14 protein-coding genes and 1 tRNA gene are annotated in these 18,699 nt (G+C 63.5%); 7 read left to right on the top strand and 8 right to left on the bottom strand.

Annotated features, from left to right (window positions below; translation table 11 throughout):
- Positions 1-60 precede the first annotated feature (60 nt).
- The 3 genes from HMP06_RS05985 to secA all read left to right on the top strand — a co-directional run bounded on the left by HMP06_RS05985 (position 61) and on the right by secA (position 4,440).
- Positions 61-1,116 carry a hypothetical protein gene (locus HMP06_RS05985; protein ID WP_176496277.1) on the top strand — a complete coding sequence of 352 codons (1,056 nt, stop codon included), beginning with the start codon at positions 61-63 and terminating at the stop codon, positions 1,114-1,116.
- Positions 1,117-1,294: 178 nt separating this feature from the next.
- The gene (locus tag HMP06_RS05980) at positions 1,295-1,621 is read left to right on the top strand and encodes a hypothetical protein (protein ID WP_232089880.1); all 327 of its coding nucleotides are present in this window, start codon (positions 1,295-1,297) and stop codon (positions 1,619-1,621) included.
- A gap of 86 nt (positions 1,622-1,707) precedes the next feature.
- Complete coding sequence (secA, locus tag HMP06_RS05975; RefSeq protein WP_176496275.1) at positions 1,708-4,440, top strand: preprotein translocase subunit SecA; 2,733 nt, start codon at positions 1,708-1,710, stop codon at positions 4,438-4,440.
- A gap of 59 nt (positions 4,441-4,499) precedes the next feature.
- Here the strand turns inward: secA and HMP06_RS05970 are convergent, their stop codons facing one another.
- Positions 4,500-5,126, bottom strand: a complete 627-nt coding sequence (locus HMP06_RS05970) for a CC0125/CC1285 family lipoprotein (RefSeq protein ID WP_176496274.1) — start codon at positions 5,124-5,126, stop codon at positions 4,500-4,502.
- A gap of 239 nt (positions 5,127-5,365) precedes the next feature.
- Here HMP06_RS05970 and HMP06_RS05965 point away from each other — a divergent pair.
- A tRNA-Asn gene (locus tag HMP06_RS05965) sits at positions 5,366-5,440 on the top strand.
- Between the two features lie 22 nt (positions 5,441-5,462).
- On the opposite strand, the gene HMP06_RS05960 is transcribed toward HMP06_RS05965, so the two are convergent.
- Entirely contained in the window at positions 5,463-6,242 is a 780-nt protein-coding gene (locus tag HMP06_RS05960) for an NAD kinase (RefSeq protein WP_176496273.1), read from the bottom strand.
- Positions 6,239-7,246 carry a GTP 3',8-cyclase MoaA gene (moaA, locus tag HMP06_RS05955; RefSeq protein ID WP_176496272.1) on the bottom strand — a complete coding sequence of 336 codons (1,008 nt, stop codon included), beginning with the start codon at positions 7,244-7,246 and terminating at the stop codon, positions 6,239-6,241. The genes HMP06_RS05960 and moaA overlap by 4 nt, the downstream gene beginning before the upstream one ends.
- 89 nt (positions 7,247-7,335) lie before the next feature.
- Between moaA and HMP06_RS05950 the strand changes: the two genes are divergently transcribed.
- Positions 7,336-9,342: a putative bifunctional diguanylate cyclase/phosphodiesterase gene (locus HMP06_RS05950; protein ID WP_176496271.1), complete on the top strand. Its 2,007-nt coding sequence runs from the start codon at positions 7,336-7,338 to the stop codon at positions 9,340-9,342.
- Here HMP06_RS05950 and HMP06_RS05945 read toward each other — a convergent pair.
- Complete coding sequence (locus HMP06_RS05945; RefSeq protein ID WP_176496270.1) at positions 9,299-10,279, bottom strand: acyltransferase family protein; 981 nt, start codon at positions 10,277-10,279, stop codon at positions 9,299-9,301. The two genes, HMP06_RS05950 and HMP06_RS05945, sit on opposite strands and share 44 nt — an antisense overlap.
- 78 nt (positions 10,280-10,357) lie before the next feature.
- On the opposite strand from HMP06_RS05945, the gene HMP06_RS05940 reads away from it, so the two are divergent.
- Entirely contained in the window at positions 10,358-10,795 is a 438-nt protein-coding gene (locus HMP06_RS05940; protein WP_176498383.1) for an SgcJ/EcaC family oxidoreductase, read from the top strand.
- 152 nt (positions 10,796-10,947) lie between these two features.
- Here the strand turns inward: HMP06_RS05940 and mfd are convergent, their stop codons facing one another.
- Positions 10,948-14,400, bottom strand: coding sequence for a transcription-repair coupling factor (mfd, locus tag HMP06_RS05935; protein ID WP_176496269.1), 3,453 nt, complete (start codon positions 14,398-14,400; stop codon positions 10,948-10,950).
- Between the two features lie 81 nt (positions 14,401-14,481).
- Complete coding sequence (locus HMP06_RS05930; RefSeq protein ID WP_176496268.1) at positions 14,482-14,748, bottom strand: FAD assembly factor SdhE; 267 nt, start codon at positions 14,746-14,748, stop codon at positions 14,482-14,484.
- Between the two features lie 73 nt (positions 14,749-14,821).
- Here HMP06_RS05930 and recG point away from each other — a divergent pair, with 73 nt between their 5' ends.
- Positions 14,822-16,882 carry an ATP-dependent DNA helicase RecG gene (gene recG, locus HMP06_RS05925; RefSeq protein ID WP_176496267.1) on the top strand — a complete coding sequence of 687 codons (2,061 nt, stop codon included), beginning with the start codon at positions 14,822-14,824 and terminating at the stop codon, positions 16,880-16,882.
- Here the strand turns inward: recG and HMP06_RS05920 are convergent.
- Together HMP06_RS05920 and tyrS are read right to left on the bottom strand one after the other, a co-directional pair.
- On the bottom strand, positions 16,879-17,199 hold the full coding sequence (locus tag HMP06_RS05920; RefSeq protein WP_176496266.1) for a PilZ domain-containing protein: 321 nt from the start codon (positions 17,197-17,199) through the stop codon (positions 16,879-16,881). The two genes, recG and HMP06_RS05920, sit on opposite strands and share 4 nt — an antisense overlap.
- 124 nt (positions 17,200-17,323) lie before the next feature.
- A complete protein-coding gene (gene tyrS / locus HMP06_RS05915) occupies positions 17,324-18,565 on the bottom strand; it encodes a tyrosine--tRNA ligase (RefSeq protein ID WP_176496265.1) in 1,242 nt (413 codons plus the stop codon).
- Positions 18,566-18,699 lie beyond the last annotated feature (134 nt).

Genomic DNA, 18,699 nt, shown 5'->3' with positions numbered 1-18,699 from the left:
TGGTCGTTGGCAGATTGGTGTATGTCGGGGAGCCGGATACCTCAAGTTTGGACGTCGAAATTGAACGCAAGTCAGCCTCATCCGCTCATCAGTTTTGCCCTCAGGTATAGTGATCCGTCCCTCGACTACCTGAACGCTTACATGGCCGAGCAACGGTTAGATGTGCTCCTAGATGATCTGATATCTCTTCGTAAAACCGTCGAAGATAGTACCCCTGAAGAACGGCGTTGGTCTCCGTGGTACGGATCTGAGATATTCTCATACTACGCGGTGGGATTCGTAACGTGTCTGGAATGGCATGCAAAATCTCGCTTAGTGGATATGCTGTCCTACAACCCTTCTAGCATCCGTATCGATGACATTAAGGGGACAATAAGCGACAAAGTCATTGTCCAGGCCGTGGAGAAAAAGGCTTCGGTTATTCAGTTAGTCGGCGCGAGCGTAAAGGTTAGTACCACCGAGTCATACTTTTCGGTAATTGGCAGAGTATTTAAAGAGCTGGGCTTTCCATTTTCTCTCAAAGAATGGCTCACCGGAACAGCCGAAGGGTCAACGGTATGCTGGGTGCAAGGCGATCAGATCGCTGTGTTAGATAGCATATTCACATTCAGGAACCAGCTCGTTCACGAGATCGGTCTTGAGTCTATGGGCCACCCTAATGCTAGAGACTCATGGGACCCAAAGTTAGCATTAGCGAACGGTCTAATCGTGGCCTCAGTTATGAGGGGCGTGGAGGCCGCATTTACGGCCCATGCTCCAAGTTTGTTTCCCAACCTTATGACCAAAGAAGGATATCCCGTAGGAAATGTGACGAGGCTTCAAAATGAACTTAACCGCTTAGATGAGGTTGCCGACAGGGCAATTAGGATTTGGGACTGGACCGACCCTAATAGCGCTGAGGGTTGGAAGGCGGCTCGCGATAAGTTCAGAGACTACATGATCTGCGAGACTGAGTTCATCGATAAAGCCGGTCTATTTCATTGGAAATACTTTGACGCTCGGTCTCCGATGATGGTTCGTATGATTCAGTATCGCATCGATACTATCAACGAACTTCTCTCCCACATTGATCTGACAGAAGAGCCACCCGACGCCATGTCTAGCTTCTCAGCATAGTCTACCATCCGATTTGATTCATTGCGGAGCACGTGTTACATCCACCTATAGCAACGGTAACAGGCGAAAAGAAAAAGTCTTTGTTTTCCAATGGTTATGGACCGGGTTTTCGATCCCCCTCGGCTCCACCATCTTTCCAAAATTTCCGGTCTTCGTACCGTCGGGGCCTGGCTCCCGCGTGGCCGCAACCACAGTTCGTCATGGACGTTACGCTGGCGAACGCTTACATGCGCGGCACACGATGAACTGGTTACTCGTTCTTTCCGCGCTTTTTTCGACGCTGACCGGCGTAAGCGTCGGTGCGCGTCCGCTTGCCGCGGTCGTGCAGCAGTCGGCACTTGCGACCGCGATTCGGCAGCGTGTCGCAACCGCCGCACCGATGGCGCGCGCGCATGTCCATCTGCTCGGAGCCTTTGGTGTGCAGCGGGTGTTCGCGCTGGTATCGAATCTGCCTGCACCCGCGGCAACGCGCGTGCCGTTGTATCTGGGTCGCCTGCGGGTTTGATCCTGCGGCGCTGATCGCGCTGCCTCACCATATTTTTCGGCACCGCGCGCCGCGCGGGCCACCTCCCTTCATTTCAGGAAATCTCTATGCTCGGCGGCATTGCCAAAACGCTTTTCGGGTCGTCGAACGACCGGTACGTCAAATCGCTCGGATCGATTGTCGACAAGGTCGGCGGGTTCGAACCGTCGCTGCAGGCCATGTCGGACGCTGATCTCGCCGCGCAGACCATGAAGTTCCGCGCGCGGCTGGAGGCGGGCGAGACGCTCGACGATCTGCTGCCCGAGGCGTTCGCGACGGTGCGCGAGGCCGCCAAGCGCGTGCTCGGCCAGCGGCATTACGATGTGCAGATGGTCGGCGGGATCGTGCTTCACCGTGGCGAGATCGCCGAGATGCGCACGGGCGAGGGCAAGACGCTGGTGGCGACGCTGGCGGTCTATCTCAACGCGCTGCCGGGCAAGGGCGTCCACGTCATCACCGTGAACGATTATCTCGCCGCACGCGATGCCGGGTGGATGGGGCAGGTCTATACCTTCCTCGGCATGACGGTCGGCGTGATCGTGCCAAACCTGTCGGACCAGCAGCGCCGTGACGCGTATCATGCCGACATTACCTACGGCACGAACAACGAGTTCGGCTTCGATTATCTGCGCGACAATATGAAATATGATCGCGAATCGATGGTGCAGCGGCCGTTCGCGATGGCGATCGTCGACGAAGTCGATTCGGTGCTGATCGACGAAGCCCGCACGCCATTGATCATTTCCGGCCCGACCGACGACAAGTCCGACCTGTATCGCTCGGTCGATCTGGTCGTGAAGGAGTTGAGCCCGATCGATTACGAGAAGGACGAGAAGCAGAAGTCGATCATCCTGACCGAGGATGGCACCGAAAAGGTCGAGCGTATGCTCGAGGCGGCCGGGCTGCTCGAGGGCGCGAACCTGTACGATTTCGAAAATACCCAGGTCGTGCATCACCTGAACCAAGCGCTGCGCGCGAACATGATGTTTCGGGCCGATACCGACTATATCGTCAAGGACGGCAAGGTCATCATCATCGATGAATTTACCGGCCGCATGATGGACGGGCGGCGCTGGTCCGATGGCCTGCACCAGGCGGTCGAGGCGAAGGAGGGCGTCGAGATCGAGCCCGAGAACCAGACGATGGCCTCCATCACCTTCCAGAACTATTTCCGCATGTACCCCAAGCTCAGCGGCATGACCGGTACTGCGGCGACCGAGGCGGCGGAATTCTACGACATCTACAAGATGAACGTGGTGACGATCCCGACCAATGTCGGCGTTAAGCGCGTCGATGAGGAAGACGAATTCTACAAGGACACCGCCGACAAGTTTGCTGCCATCGCCAAGAAGATCAAGCATCACGCCGATCTCGGCCAGCCAGTGCTGGTCGGTACGGTGTCGATCGAAAAGTCGGAATTGCTGAGCGAATTCCTCGTCAAGGAAGGCGTCAAGCATGAGGTGCTCAACGCGCGCCAGCACGAACGCGAGGCGCATATCGTCGCGCAGGCGGGGCGCAAGAGCGTGGTGACGATCGCGACCAACATGGCTGGGCGCGGCACCGACATTCAGCTTGGCGGCAATCTCGAATTCATGGTCGAAGACGAGCTTTCGGCGATGCCCGAGGGGCCCGAGCGCGATGCCGAGGTCGCCCGGATCAAGGCGCAGATCGCGGCCGAAAAGGCCGAAGTGCTCGCCGCCGGCGGGTTGTTCGTGCTGGGTACCGAGCGACATGAGAGCCGCCGCATCGATAACCAGCTGCGCGGTCGCTCGGGCCGCCAGGGCGATCCGGGCCTCTCGCGTTTCTACCTCAGCCTCGACGACGACCTGTTGCGCATTTTCGGGCCGGACACGCTGTTTGCCAAGATGATGCGCTCGAACATTGGCGATGGCGAGGCGATCGGCAGCAAGTGGCTGTCCAAGGCGATCGAGACCGCACAGAAAAAAGTCGAGGCGCGCAACTACGACATTCGCAAGCAGGTCGTCGAATATGATGACGTGATGAACGATCAGCGCAAGGTGATCTACGAGCAGCGCGCCGACATCATGGATGCCGATACCGTTGGCGACGTGGTCGAGGATATGCGCGCCGAGACGGTCAACACGATCGTCGGTGGCGCGTGCCCGCCGGGCACCTATCCCGAGCAGTGGGACATTGCCGGGATGAAAGCCGGGCTCGCCGAGATGCTCAATATCGAGCCGCAAATCGAGGCGTGGCTGGAGGAAGAGGCGATCGATCCCGAGATCATCGAGGAGCGCGTCCAGAAGATGGCCGACGAGATGATGGCCGAGAAGGCCGCCTCGCTCGATCCCGAAACCTGGATCCGGGTCGAAAAGTCGATCCTGCTGCAGAACCTCGACCATCATTGGAAGGAGCATCTTGCGACACTCGATGCGCTGCGCCAGGTCGTTCACCTGCGCGCCTATGCGCAGAAGACGCCGATCAACGAATATAAGCAGGAGGCGTTTTCGCTGTTCGAGCGGATGCTGACCAATATTCGCGAGGATGTGACGCGCACGATCTCCTTCGCGCAGTTCCAGATCGAGGAGGCCCCTGCGCTTCCCAGTCTGCCCGACTTCATCACATCGCACTTCGACCCGTTCACCGGCGACGACGACACCTATGATCGCGATGGCGGCAGCGGCCTGATCACCACACGCTTGCCACCCTTGTCGATCCCGCAGCCCGATGGCAGCGAGATCGGGCAGGATCCGGCGGAATGGTCAGGCACGGTCAGCCGCAACTCGCCGTGCCCATGTGGATCGGGGCGCAAATACAAGCACTGCCACGGCGCAGTGTGACAGCAAAAAGGCCCCGCGCTCATCGCGCGGGGCCTTTTTTTTTGAGCGCCGGTGCCGGTTTATTTCGGCAGAACGATCGCCGGCCCTAGGTTCTTGATCACGTCGCGCGCGTCGAAGGCGCGGATGTTATCCTTGGGCTTGGGGCCGCGCCCGACGATAAGCTCGGCAGTCGCCTCATATTTATCGATCGTATCGATATTCATGCCGCGGTCGAAGAAGGGATCGCCGAAGAACGGGTCCCAGCTCCGCCAGCCGAAGCCAGCGCCACGATAGCGCCAGCTCGGACCCCAATACCCGCCACCGAAGCCCCCGCCATATCCGAAGCCGCCCCCGAAGCCGGCGCCGCCGAAACCACCGCCGAGCCCTGGCGTGGAATAGGTGCGCGAACGGCGATCGACGTTGCGGTCGGCGAACACGAAATAATCATAGCCGCGCTGCACGGTGAGTTCGGCGGCGCGGTACAGCAGGTATTTCTCGACCGTCTCGCGTGAGGTGTAGCTGTTGCCCGAAAAGCTGACCATGAAGCGGTTCTCCTCGATCTGGCGATCGCTGTAGCCCGAGCGTTCGAAGCCGCGACCGACCGCGGGTCGATAGGTCGATTCGGTCGCGCAGGCCGAGGTCAGTAGCGTCGCCGCACCGAGCGCCACTGCCAGCGACTTGCGGATTGAAGGGGAAGGTATCGGCATTTCAGTCTCCAATGACTCGGCCTGTCCGGCATACCGTGCCGACAACCCATGAAGCGCAGAACGAACGATCGTGCGCAAGGCTCCGGCTATCGCGATCTGCTCGCACGATACTACCGACGCTGAGATGAACCCAAGGTGACGGAGCGAACGATTCCAGCGGCAAAGCGTTGATTTCGAAAAGGCGAAAACGGCGCTTGCGCGTTCGCGAAAGTCGCTGCTATAGCCCCGCCACCGCATGTTCCCCGATAGCTCAGCGGTAGAGTAGGTGACTGTTAATCACTTGGTCGTTGGTTCGAATCCAACTCGGGGAGCCAGCGGCGCAATCGTATAGCGCTATCATGCGACGAACTGCTCCATCGTGATGCGGTCGTCGAGCGCATGCTCGGGATCGAACAGCAGCGTCAACTCACGCGTGCGCTCGATCACGATCTCCACCAAAGCGACATCACGGATTTCGCGCTGATCGGCGACCGCGCTGACCGGGCGCTTGGCGGGATCGAGCACGCGCAGCCGAATCCGCGCCTTGTCGGGCAGGATCGCGCCGCGCCAGCGCCGCGGACGGAACGGGCTGATCGGGGTGAGCGCCAGCATGTTCGATCCGAGCGGCAGGATCGGCCCCTGTGCCGAAAGGTTGTAGGCAGTCGAGCCCGCCGGCGTCGCCACCAGGATACCGTCGCACGCCAGTTCCGGAAGGACGACGCGATCGTTGACGGTGACCTCCAGATTGGCGGTCTGGCGCGTTTCGCGCAGCAGCGAGACCTCGTTGATCGCGGGAAGTGCGAAGGTTTCGCCCGCCACCGTCGTCGCGGTCATTGCCAGCGGTACGACCTTGAACAACTTGGCGCGCTCCAGTCGCATGTCGAGCCCATGCGCGCGCCATTCGTTCATCAGGAAGCCGACGGTGCCGAGGTTCATCCCGAACACCGGCACGACGGGTTTGCGGCGTTCGAGCATGGCGTGGAGCGTCTGCAGCATGAAGCCGTCGCCGCCGAGCGCGACGATCAGCTCGGCATCCTCCGGTGCGACCCAGTCATGCGCATCGGCGAGCGCCGCCGCCGCCGCCTGTGCGGGCGGGGTGGGGGAGGCGACGAGCGCGCGGCGCTGCGGCACGCTCATCCGCCGGTGACGCTCATATGGCGCGCGACGGCGGGGGCGGCGGCATCGATGTCGAAATCATGCCGCGCCGGCTTGCTTAGCATTGCCGCGTCGATGGCTGCGTCGAGCCCGGCCACGCCTTCGCCGCGCAGGATCGCCTTCAGATCGACTTGATCGTCATGGCCGAGGCAGGTGTACAGCACGCCCTCGGTGGTCAATCGAACGCGGTTGCAGGTGTCGCAGAAATTCCCGGTGAGCGGCGAAATGAGGCCGAGCCGCGTGGCGCTGCCATCCACCCGCCAATAGCGCGCCGGGCCGCCGCTGCGATGCGAATCGCGCGCGAGGGTGAAGTCGCGCGACAGAGCGTCGAACACCGCGGGCAGGGGCACGAATCGGTCGGTGCGATCCTCGTCGATCTGGCCGAGCGGCATCGTCTCGATCAGTGTGAGGTCCAGCCCTTCCGCAACGCACCAGCGCAGCATCGGCGCGATTTCCCGATCGTTGAGACCCTTCAACGCGACCATGTTGATCTTGACCGCCAGCCCGGCGTCGCGCGCCGCACGGACGCCGCCGATCACGCGCGAGACATCGCCGTGGCGGGTGATGTAACGGAAGGTATCGGGATCGAGACTGTCCAGACTGACGTTGATCCGGCGCATCCCGGCGGCAACCAGCGCCGGAGCGTGTTCCGCCAGCGCATTGCCGTTGGTCGTCATGGTCAGCTCATCGAGTCCGGCCCCGACATGCCGTCCGAGCCGCTTGATAAGCTCCCCGACATCGCGCCGCACCAGCGGTTCGCCCCCGCTCAGGCGGATCTTGGTGATACCGCGGGCGATGAAATGTTCGGCGATGATCGCGATTTCTTCGAGGCTCAGCACTGCCGCCTTGGGCAGGAACGTCATCTGTTCCGCCATGCAATAACGGCAGCGCAAATCGCAGCGATCGGTGACCGAAATCCGCAAATAACTGATGGTGCGCCCGTGACGGTCGATCAAAGTGTCCGTGGGGGCAGGGCCGATGTGCATGTTGGTTTGAGCTAAGCCTTCGGAGGAGCGGGAACAAGGGCGATTGCGTGCCTCTTCTTTAACCCGCCATCCCGCATTAGGGTCCGGTTATGACGACTGCGCCCGCTCCGCTGTTCATCCTGTCGTTCCGACAACGCGATGAACTCGCATCGCTCGCCGCCGGGGCAGGGTGGCAAGTCGTCGCCGCACGCCGCGTCGGCGGTGCCGAGCGGCGCTTCCTCTCCAGCGGGGCGGCGGTCGCCGTGATTGATGCGCGCGGTGCGCCCGCCGACGGGCTGACGGCGGCGACGCTGCTGGGCGGTGCAATCGAAGCGAATGGCGGCGCTTTGCTTGCTTTGGTGTCGCGCGGCGAGACCGCAACGATTGCCGCGCTGTACGATGCTGGCGCCACGCATTTTCTCGCGAGCCCGTTCAGCGATTCCGAACTGCTACAGGCGCTGCGCTTTGCCGCGCGCCATGCGGACCGCATGGCGCGCGAATGGCAGACCGGGCCGGTGTTCGCGCCGCTTGGGTGGCGCTTTGACCTGACGACCCGTGATTTGGTTCTGACGCCGGGCCTCGCGGCGCTGCTTGGCGTCGCGGAGGAACTCGGCGTGCGCACATTGCTGCGGCGGCTCGATGCGGGTGATCGTTCGGTCGCTGTGGGGGCATTGCGACGCATGTCGCAGGCCCGGCCCGCCACGGCCTTTGCGCACGATGCGACCGGCATCGGCCGCGTCGTGCAGCATCTTCAGCTCGATTTGGCCGAGCAGCGGATCGATGCCGTGATCGAACCGCTGGGCAGTGCCCCCGAGCCCGCCGCCGAAATGCGCGAGGCGCTGGCTGGCGCGCGGGATGCCGGAAGCGCCCGGCGATGGTTGACGCGGCGGCTAGAGGTCGGTGGCGACGCGCCGCTGCACGCTATGCTGATCGCGCTAAACCGGTTCGATATGGTCAACACGGCATATGGCCGCGCCGCCGGTGATTCCCTGCTGCGATCAGCGCAGAAGCGCGTCGGTGATGTCGTCCACGAGGTGCTTGGTCGGGACGCCTTGATCGCACGGATGAGCGGGTCGACCTTCGTTGTCGCTGCGGCGGCCGCGCGCGCGCGAATCGATCTCGCGCTCGAACGGATCGTCGGGGAACTGGCGCGGCCATTCGTGACGGGCGAATCGATTGCAGTGCTCGGCTGTCGCATCGGTCTTGCCGAGGCGTTGCCCGCCGATTCAGCCGCTTCGCTGCTGCGCCGGGCGAGCGAGGCGCTGGCCGAGGCGCGCGATTCGGATAGCGCCACGATGCGCGTCGCCAATGGTGCAGCCGACAGCAGCAACGCCGCGATCGACCGGCTCGCCGTGGACCTCAACCATGCGATGGAGCGAGGCGAGATCGGTATCTTGTTCCAGCCGCAAGTCTCCGCCTCCAGCGGCGCGATCGTCGGGGTCGAGGCGCTGGCGCGGTGGGAACATGGCGTATTGGGGTCAATCGGCGCGGAAACGCTGTTTGCCGCTGCCGCACGTGCTGATCTCGAAATCGGGCTGTCCGACCATATCCAGAAGCTCGTGTTGGCGCAGGCCGCGGGCTGGCCCGCGGCGTTGTCGGGGCTGCGGCTTGCGCTCAATCTGACCGCCGCCGACATCGCGCGGCCCGGCTTCGCCGATCTGTTTCTCGACCGCGTCGATGCAAGCGGCTTCCCGCGCAACCGGCTGACGCTGGAGATAACGGAAAGCGGGCTGATCGAGGATTTGGGCATCGCGTCTGCGCTGTTGTCGGTGCTGCGTGGTGCCGGATGCCGGATCGCGATCGACGATTTCGGGACAGGCTATTCGAGCCTTGCCTATCTGAAGGCGCTGCCGCTCGACTACCTCAAGATCGACAAGAAACTGGCGCAGGACATCACCGGTAGCCCACGCGACCGGATCGTGGTGCGCGGGGTGATCGACATGGCGCGATCGCTTGGCCTGACGGTGATCGCGGAAGGGGTCGAGACCGACGCGCAGCTTGAGGCTCTGGCGAAGGAAGGCTGCCAGATCTACCAGGGATTTCTGTGTTCCGAGGCGGTGTCGATTGGCGCGCTCAACGCGCTGGTCGTGAACGCTGCATCATCGGCGCTTCAATAAAGCGATAGCATACCGCCGACAGCGCGACGGTCACAGCGACCACCACTGCCTTGCGCCACAAACTGTGGTCGGCCGATCCGATCGTATGTTCCGCCAGGGCCAGGACGGGCACGTGCAGCAGATAGATCGAATAGGACCAGCGCCCGAGTGCCTGAAAAGGCACGCTCGACAGGATCGTATGCGTGCGTGATCCGAACCAGATCGCTGCCACCGCGAAGACGGGTACCAGCGACGCGACCAAGGGATAGCGCGCTGCCAGAGCCATCAGCGCAATCGACGCCCCGAAGAGGCCCAGCACCAGTCGCGGCCGGGGCGCAACCGCGGGGGCCAGCTGCCACAGGCGCGCAAGCAGCATGCCCGTCGCCAGCCCGAAAATGCCGCGCGAAATCCGGTCGTCGGTATGCAAGGCGACCAACGCCGCGCACGTCGCACAACCGATCAAGGCAAAGCCGAACAGGATCGCGACCGGTACTTTCGGCGCACGTGCGAGAATTGGCAGCAGCGGCAGTCCGGTCGCGGGCAGAAACAGTTCGAGCGGGATGCTCCACGCGGCGAAGTTGATCGATGCGCGATTAAAAAATGTCTGCAGCATTGCCAGGTTAAACAGAATCATTGTCAGCGGGACGCCGCGTCTAAGGAAAATCATCGCCACCGTGCCGATGAGATAGACTGGCGCGAGCCGCCGCACCCGCCGCACGAAATAGCCCGGCAAACTGGGCCGTGTGCGATCGAGCGCGAGAAACAGAACGAACCCGCTCAGCACGAAGAACACGTCGACGCTGACCGACCATGCCCAATTTTGCTTCGGCAACCATCCACCGGTAAGCGCCGATACCGCCGGATTGAGCCCGAGATGCAGCATCATCACGATCATCGCTAGCACGCCGCGCATCCCGTCGAGATCGGTGAAATGTGCACGCGGCGGCAACGTCTGCATCGGTAGAAGCGCTCCCCGTCGCTCAACGGCCGTGCTACGCAGGCTGTCAGGGAAAGTCTATTGAGCGGGGCCGAGCGGATGTGGAAGGTTTTGATCGCGTGCGTGCTGCTGTTTTCAGCGCCCGCTATGGCGCGCAGCCTACCTGCTACACAGGTCGCGGTGGAAGCGGCCATGGCCGATAGCGCGAAAGGCTGGAATTCGGGCGATCTCGCCGGTTTCATGGCGATCTATTCGGACGCGCCAGACACCAGCTTCGTCACCAAGACCGGCGTGCTGCGCGGCAAGGCGGTGATGGCGGAGCGCTATCGTACCAAATATGATTTCACCAATGCCGCCAAACGCGGCGTGCTCGGCTTCGCGACGCTGGATTTCCGGCTGCTCGATCCTCGCCACGCGCTCTACATCGGTCGGTATACGCTGACCGCAGCCGATTGGAGCGTGCAATCGGGGATGACCTCGCTGGTTTTCCGCAAGGAGCGCGGGCGCTGGCGGATCATCGCCGACCACAGTTCGTGACTGTGCCGTGCAAGGCCCTTCAAGTCTGAATCAACCCTAAATCCGTTCGGGCTGAGCTTGTCGAAGCCCCCGCGCAACATGAGCGGCTGGATGTAGGGAACGCAGCCCTTCGACACGCTCCGGGCGAACGGGAGTGGGTATGCTCCGATGCTCTATCCCGCCGCCTTCGCCAGACCCCGCGACAATTGCAGCGCGCCATGCAGCCGCGCCTTGGGGTCGCCCCAGACGCGGTTGACCACGAGCTTGCTGTCGGGCCGCAGCCGCGCGACGCCGTCGAGCTTCGTGACCCACGCGAGCAGCCCTTCGATATTGGGCGGCGTATTGTCGAAGAAGGTGACGAGCGCGCCCTTCGGCCCGATATCCATCTTCTGAACCGCCGCCTTTTTGGCGTTGAGCTTTATCTCGATGATGCGGATCAAATTGTCGGTCGGGTCGGGCAATTTGCCGAAGCGATCGATCATTTCCGCGGCAAAGGCCTCGAGCGCGTTCTGGTCCTCGACATCGTTCAGGCGGCGATACAGGCCCATGCGCAGATCGAGATCGGGGACATAATCCTCGGGGATAAGGATCGGCGCATCGACGGTGATCTGCGGGCTAAAATCCTTCGGGCGCAGACGCTGGCCACCGGCCTTGGCGTCCATAATCGCCTCCTCCAGCATCGACTGGTAAAGCTCGTAGCCGACTTCCTTGATGTGCCCCGATTGTTCGTCGCCGAGCAGATTGCCGGCACCACGCTGGTCGAGATCGTGGCTGGCGAGCTGAAACCCGGCCCCCAGCGTGTCGAGATCCGACAGCACTTTCAGCCGCTTTTCGGCGGTTTCGCTCAGGATGCGGTTTTCGGGCGTCGTCAGATAGGCATAGGCGCGCGTCTTGGCGCGCCCCACGCGGCCGCGGAGCTGATAGAGCTGCGCGAGGCCGAAGCGATCGGCGCGGTGGATGATCATCGTGTTCGCGCTTGGGATGTCGAGGCCCGATTCGACGATCGTGGTCGACACCAGCACTTCGAACTTCTTGTCGTAAAAGGCCGACATGCGCTCCTCGACCTCGGTCGGGGCCATTTGCCCGTGCGCAACGACGTAGCGGATTTCGGGGACGTGCTTGGTCAGGAATTCCTCGATATCGGGCAAATCCTTGATCCGCGGGGTGACGAAGAAGCTTTGCCCGCCGCGATAATGTTCGCGCAGCAAGGCCTCGCGCAGCACGATCGGGTCCCACGGCATGATGTAGGTCCGCACCGCGAGACGATCCACGGGAGGCGTCTGGATCACCGATAGCTCGCGGATGCCCGACATCGCCATTTGCAGCGTGCGCGGGATCGGCGTCGCGGTCAGCGTGAGCACGTGGACGTCGGTCTTCAGGCCCTTCAGCCGCTCCTTGTGGGTGACGCCGAAGCGCTGTTCCTCATCGACCACGACGAGGCCTAGCCGCTTGAACTCGATGCCCTTGGCGAGAATGGCGTGCGTGCCGATCACCACGTCGATCTGGCCGCTGGCGAGGCCCTCCTTCGTCGTCCGGGCCTCGGCTGCGGGAACGAGCCGCGACAGGCGACCGACGTTGAGCGGGAAGCCTTCGAAGCGGGCGGTGAAATTGTTGAAATGCTGGCGCGCGAGCAAGGTCGTCGGGCAGACGATCGCGACTTGCTGCCCCGACATGGCGGCGGCGAAAGCGGCGCGGAGCGCAACCTCGGTCTTGCCGAAGCCGACATCGCCGACGACAAGCCGGTCCATCGGCGTGCCCTTGACCAGATCGCCCATCACATCCTCGATCGCGCGGTCCTGATCTTCGGTTTCCTCATACGGGAAGCGATCGACGAACGCCGCGTATCCGCTGTCACGTTCGATCGTCTCGGCCGGGCGCAGCGCGCGCTCCGCCGCCGTCGCGATGAGCTCGCCCGCGATTTCGCGGATGCGCTCCTTCATCTTCGATTTGCGGCGCTGCCACGCCTCGCCGCCGAGGCGGTCGAGGCTCGCGCCGTCCGAATCGGAGCCGTAGCGGGTGAGCACTTCGAGATTCTCGACCGGCACGAACAATTTGTCGCCGCCGGCATAGGTCAGCGCGACGCAATCGTGCGGCGCTTGCCCCACGGGAATCGAGGTCAGCCCTTCGTACCGCCCGATGCCATGATCGGCATGGACGACGAGATCGCCGGGCGTGAGCATCGCCAGTTCGGCCATGAACGCGTCGGCGGATTTCTTGCGTTTCGCCCGCCGCACCAACCGGTCGCCGAGCATGTCCTGCTCGGTCAGCAGCGCGACTTGCGGGCTGTTGAAGCCATGGTCGAGCGGCAGGACCAGCAAGGCAACGGTGCGCTCGCCCGCGCCCAGCGCTTCTTGCCAGGTCTCGACCAGTTTGAGGTTCGTGGCACCGTGATCGTTCAGCAACCCCGCCAGCCGCTCGCGCGCGCCGGTCGAATAGCTGGCGAGCACGGCCTTGCGCCCATCGAGCGCGATCGTCTTGAGGTGATGGACCACCGCCTCATAGATGTTGGTGCCGTTGGCGCGCTCCGCCCCGAAATCGCGCGGGCCATCGACCGCGAAATCGAGCACGGTTTTGGATTCCGGCTCGTGGAAGGCAGTGATGCGGTGCGCAGGCGCCGCATCGAGCCGTTCGGCCAGGTCCTTCGCGGTCAAATACAGCGCGTCGGCGGGGAGCGGGCGGTAGCTGCCCGGGTCGCTCGACTGCGCCTTCACGCGGTTGCCGTGATAATCGGTGATCGCCTCGAACCGCGCCTCGGCCGCCGCGACTGCACCCGCATCGCGCAGCACGACCGCACCCTCTCCCAAATGGTCGAACAGCGTGGCCAGTTTCTCCTCGAACAGCGGGAGCCAATGCTCCATCCCCGCGAGCCGTCGCCCGTCGCTGACCGCCTGATACAGCGGGTCGCCGGTCGCGGTGGCACCGAAGCGCTCGCGATAGCGCGCGCGGAAGCGCTTAATGCTGTCCTCGTCGATCAGCGTTTCGGACGCCGGGAGCAGCACGAACCCGTCGATTCGCCCGGTCGTGCGCTGGTCGGCGGGGTCGAAGGTCCGCACGCTTTCGATTTCATCGCCGAAGAAATCCAGCCGCAGCGCTTGTTCCTCCCCGCTCGGAAACAAATCGACCAGCCCGCCGCGCACCGCGAATTCACCCGCATCGGCGACGGTCTCGACGCGGACATAGCCGTTCGCCTGCAATTGCGCGGCAAGCCGGTCGCGCCCGATCCGCTCCTTGGGCGCGAGCCGCGCGACGAGCTGGCGGATGCGAAACGGGGTCAACGTACGCTGCGCGACGGCATTGACGGTGGTCAGCAGGAGCTGCGGCCCCTTTTGGGGTTGCTGCAAGCGGTGGAGCGTCGCCATGCGCTCGGCCATCACCCGCAGCGTCGGGGAGGCGCGATCGTAGGGCAGGCAATCCCACGCCGGGAAGGTCAGCACTTCGAGTTCGGGCGCGAAGGTCGTTGCGGTCGCGGCGATCGCGCGCATCGCGGCTTCGTCGGGCGCGACGAACACGGCGCGGCTATTCGCGGCGCGGGCAAGATCGGCGAGAAGCCACGGTTCGAACCCGGTGGGGACGCCGGAGAGCGTCAGCGGGGTCTTGGCGGAAAGAATTTTGTTCAGGTCGGGCATTCTATTCCTTGTTCCCCGGCGCAGGCCGGGGTCCAGCATCGGGCCGGTAGTAACTGGACCCCGGCCTTCGCCGGGGAACAGTTATTCCGCAATCGGCACGTAGTTGAGCGTCTTCAACGCCGCGACGATCGACCCGACATAGCGTTCCGGCGGTACCGCCGTCCCGATCGCCCACGCCATGATGTCGACGTCCTGCTCTTCGAGCAGCTCCTCGACCAACGTAATCTCGGTGTCGCTCCAGCCGGCCGAGCGTGCATCGAAGAACCCGCCGATCAACAGATCCGCCTCCTTCGTGCCACGGTGCCAAGCGCGGAAGCGGAGGCGTTTCAGGCGGGTTTCGCGGTCCATAGTTTTTCCAACGGCAATTGGCCGGCGGTGCTTGGAGCAACCGTCGGCTGGGTCTATTGGACATCAGATAGTCATGCGGCCCGATATCCTCAATCCATTGTTCGCCGAAGTGACGGCGCTGAAGGGCATTGGCCCCGGTCTTGCCAAGCCGCTGGACCGGCTCGGGCTGTCGCGCGTCGTCGACGTGGCGTTTCATTTGCCGACTGGCTGGGTCGATCGGGTCGCGCGCGACGAACTCGACATGGCCGATGCCGGGCGCGTCATCGCGATTACGCTGACCGCGCAATCCTACCGATCGAGCAACGGACGCGGGCCGACGCGCGTGCAGGCGACCGACGCGCTCGGCAATTATGTCAGCCTGGTCTATTTCGGCGGCCATTCGGGCTGGGCGAAGAAGCTCGCGCCGATCGGCGAGCCGCGCCGCGTCTCGGGGCGGCTTGAGCAATATGGGCAGGAATTGCAGATCGTGCATCCCGACTACGTCCTGCCGCTCGAGGAGGCAGGGGACACGCCGGAGCGCGAGGCGATTTACCCGTTGTCGGAGGGGCTCACCTCCAAGCGCATGGCGCAACTGGCGGCGCAGGCGGTCGAGCGCGCGCCCGATCTGGCGGAGTGGATCGAACCCGGCTTGCTGGCGAAGCACGAATGGCCCGCATGGCGCGCGGCGCTGGTGCGGATCCATGCTGATCCCTCCGACGCCGTGGCGCGCGAACGGCTGGCGTATGACGAGATTTTCGCCAACCAACTCGCGCTGATGCTGGTGCGGCAATCATCGCGCGCACGGCGGGGCAGGGCGCTCGTCGCGACCGGCAAGCTGCGCGATGCGTTGCGGCTGCCTTATGATCTGACTGGCGCGCAAGCGCGAACGGTGCGCGAGATCGAAGGCGATCTGGCGCAGGCGCAACCAATGCTGCGGCTGTTGCAGGGCGATGTCGGGGCGGGCAAGACCCTCGTCGCGACGCTGGCGATGCTCACGGCGGTCGAGGCGGGTGCGCAAGCGGCGTTGCTGGCCCCGACCGAAATCCTTGCGCGGCAGCATTACGATTCGCTGCGGCAGATGCTCGCGGGGCTGCCGGTCGAAATCGCCGTGCTGACCGGGCGCGACAAGGGGAAAGTGCGCGAGGCGACGCTGATGGGCCTGGCCGATGGCACGATCGACATCCTGATCGGCACGCATGCGATTTTTCAGGAAGCAGTCGCATATAAGGATCTCGGTCTGGTCGTGGTCGACGAGCAGCACCGCTTCGGCGTCGCGCAGCGGATGATGCTGCAAGCCAAGGCCAAGGCCGCCCCGCATCTGCTCGCCATGACTGCGACGCCAATCCCGCGCACGCTGACGCTCGCCAATTATGGCGAGATGGACGTCAGCCAATTGGACGAAATGCCGCCGGGTCGTCAGCCGATCGAAACCCGCGTGATCTCGGAGGATCGCCTTTCCGATGTGGTGGATGCGCTCGGCCGCCACCTCTCTGACAATGGCCAGGCCTATTGGGTGTGCCCGTTGGTCGAGGAAAGCGAGAAAAGCGACATGGCCGCCGCCGAGGCGCGCGCTGAAACGCTGCGTGCGCGCTTCGGCGACCGCGTCGGGCTGGTCCATGGCCGGATGAAGCCGCCCGAAAAGGATGCCGTCATGGCGGCGTTCGCGGCGGGGCAGATCGGCGTGCTGGTCGCGACGACCGTCATCGAAGTCGGCGTCGATGTGCCCAATGCCACGCTGATCGTGATCGAACATGCCGATCGCTTCGGCCTTGCCCAACTCCACCAGTTGCGCGGGCGCGTCGGGCGTGGCTCGGGAAAATCGAACTGCCTGCTCATCCGCGGCGGGGCGCTGAGTGAGACATCGCGCGCGCGGCTCGCCTTGATGCGCGAGACGACCGATGGCTTTCGCATTGCGGAGGAGGATTTGCGGCTGCGTGGCGCGGGGGAACTGCTGGGCACGAAACAATCGGGCGAGGCGGGGTTCCGGCTGGCGACGCCCGATATGCTCGGCACGCTATTGCCGGTCGCCACCGACGATGCGCGGCTGCTGATCGACCGCGATGGCGGTCTCGAGGGGCCGCGTGGGACAGCAGCACGCACGGCGCTCTATCTGTTCGAGCGCGATGCCGGCGTTGCGCTCTTGCGGTCGGGCTAACGCGCCTTCAGCATCACCGCGAGCACTTCGTAATAGTCCGCGAGATCGATCGGCTGGTCGAGCTCACACCCGATCCGGCCGCCAAGCGACCAGCGGAGTTCTGCGATGACGACGCCGACTACCGGCAGAGTGATGCGCAGCCGTTCGCCCACCGCATACGGGAGATCCGCCCGCGCCATCAGGCCCATGGCCGAGAGATTGACGATGAGCAGCGAAATTTGGCGCGCGTCGGGACCATAGGCCCGCGCCCGATAGTGAACTTCGTCTCGGGCCAGCGCACGGTTGTCCGTGACCGGCAAAGCCAGTGTCGTCGCCATTGTCAGACCCTCTGTTCGGCCATCCAAAAGTACGACTGGGAGATGAAGCACGTCGCAACGAGCCCGCTTAACGAAAAGTTACTGCGCTACATTTTTCGAGATTTTCGGAAATAATGTGTTGGGGTTAGCCGCGCACGAGCAATCCGTGATGCTTCTTGCCTGCGGAGAGGCGGATGGGTTCGTCGCCGATGTCGATCGTCATCGTCTCGTCGCTCACCTTGTTGGCCCCGATCCGCGCGCCGCCGCCCTTAATCAGGCGACGCGCCTCGCCTTTGGAGGCGGCAAAGCCCAACCCGATCAGCGCGTCGACGATGCCGATGTTGCCCGAAACCGCAAACGTCGGCAACGCATCGCCGGCGGCTCCCTCTTCGAACGTGCGGCGCGCGGTTTCCGCGGCCTCGCGCGCGGCCGCATCGCCACGGCACAAGGCCGTCGCTTCATTGGCGAGGACCACCTTCGCAGCGTTGATTTCGGCACCCGGCAGCGCCTCCAGTCGGGCGATCTCGTCGAGCGGCAGATCGGTGAACAGCCGCAGGAACCGCCCGACATCGCGGTCGTCGGTGTTGCGCCAGAATTGCCAATAATCGTAGCTCGAAAGCTGGTCCTCGTTGAGCCACACCGCACCGCTCGCGGTCTTGCCCATCTTCGCGCCATCGGCGGTGGTGATCAGCGGCGTGGTCAGTCCGAACACTTCGACGCCGTCGATCCGGCGGGTGAGCTCGATCCCGTTGACGATGTTACCCCATTGATCCGATCCGCCCATCTGCAGCCGGCACTCAACGCGACGCGACAGTTCTAGGAAATCATAGGCCTGCAGGATCATATAGTTGAATTCTAGGAAGGTCAGCGCCTGTTCGCGCTCGAGACGCAGCTTGACCGAATCGAACGCCAGCATCCGGTTGATCGTGAAATGCCGTCCGACGTCGCGCAGGAACGGGATGTATTCGAGTTTGTCGAGCCAGTCGGCATTGTTGACCATTACCGCATCGGTCGGGCCCCCCGCTTCGCCATCTGGGGCGAAGGTGAGGAAGCGTTCGAACACGCGGCGGATCGAGGCGATGTTCGCCGCGATCCCGGCATCGTCGAGCAATTTGCGCGATTCGTCCTTGCCCGACGGATCGCCGACCTTGGTCGTGCCGCCGCCCATCACCACGATCGGCTTATGCCCGGCCTGCTGGAGGCGGCGCAGCATCATGATCTGCACCAGGCTGCCGATATGCAGCGACGGCGCGGTCGCATCGAAGCCGATATAGCCCGGCACGACCTGTTTCAGCGCGAGCGCATCGAGCGCGGCCCCGTCGGTCAGTTGATGGATGTAGCCACGTTCGGACAGCAGGCGGAGGAGATCGGAGGCGTGTTCGGTCATGCGGCCGCTCTAAGCGACAGCGGTCCCGTTTGTCATCCCTGCGCAGCAGGAAGAAGGGATTCACGTGAAGGCCGCGAAGGAAAGAAGGGCGCGAAGCCCTACGTTCTTCCTTCGCGCCCTTTTCTTCTCTTCGC

The sequence above is a fragment of the Sphingomonas sp. HMP6 genome (assembly GCF_013374095.1).
GTDB lineage: Bacteria > Pseudomonadota > Alphaproteobacteria > Sphingomonadales > Sphingomonadaceae > Sphingomonas.
Note: the sequence above shows the minus strand (reverse complement) of the source record. Positions and strands in the feature narration are given on the sequence as shown.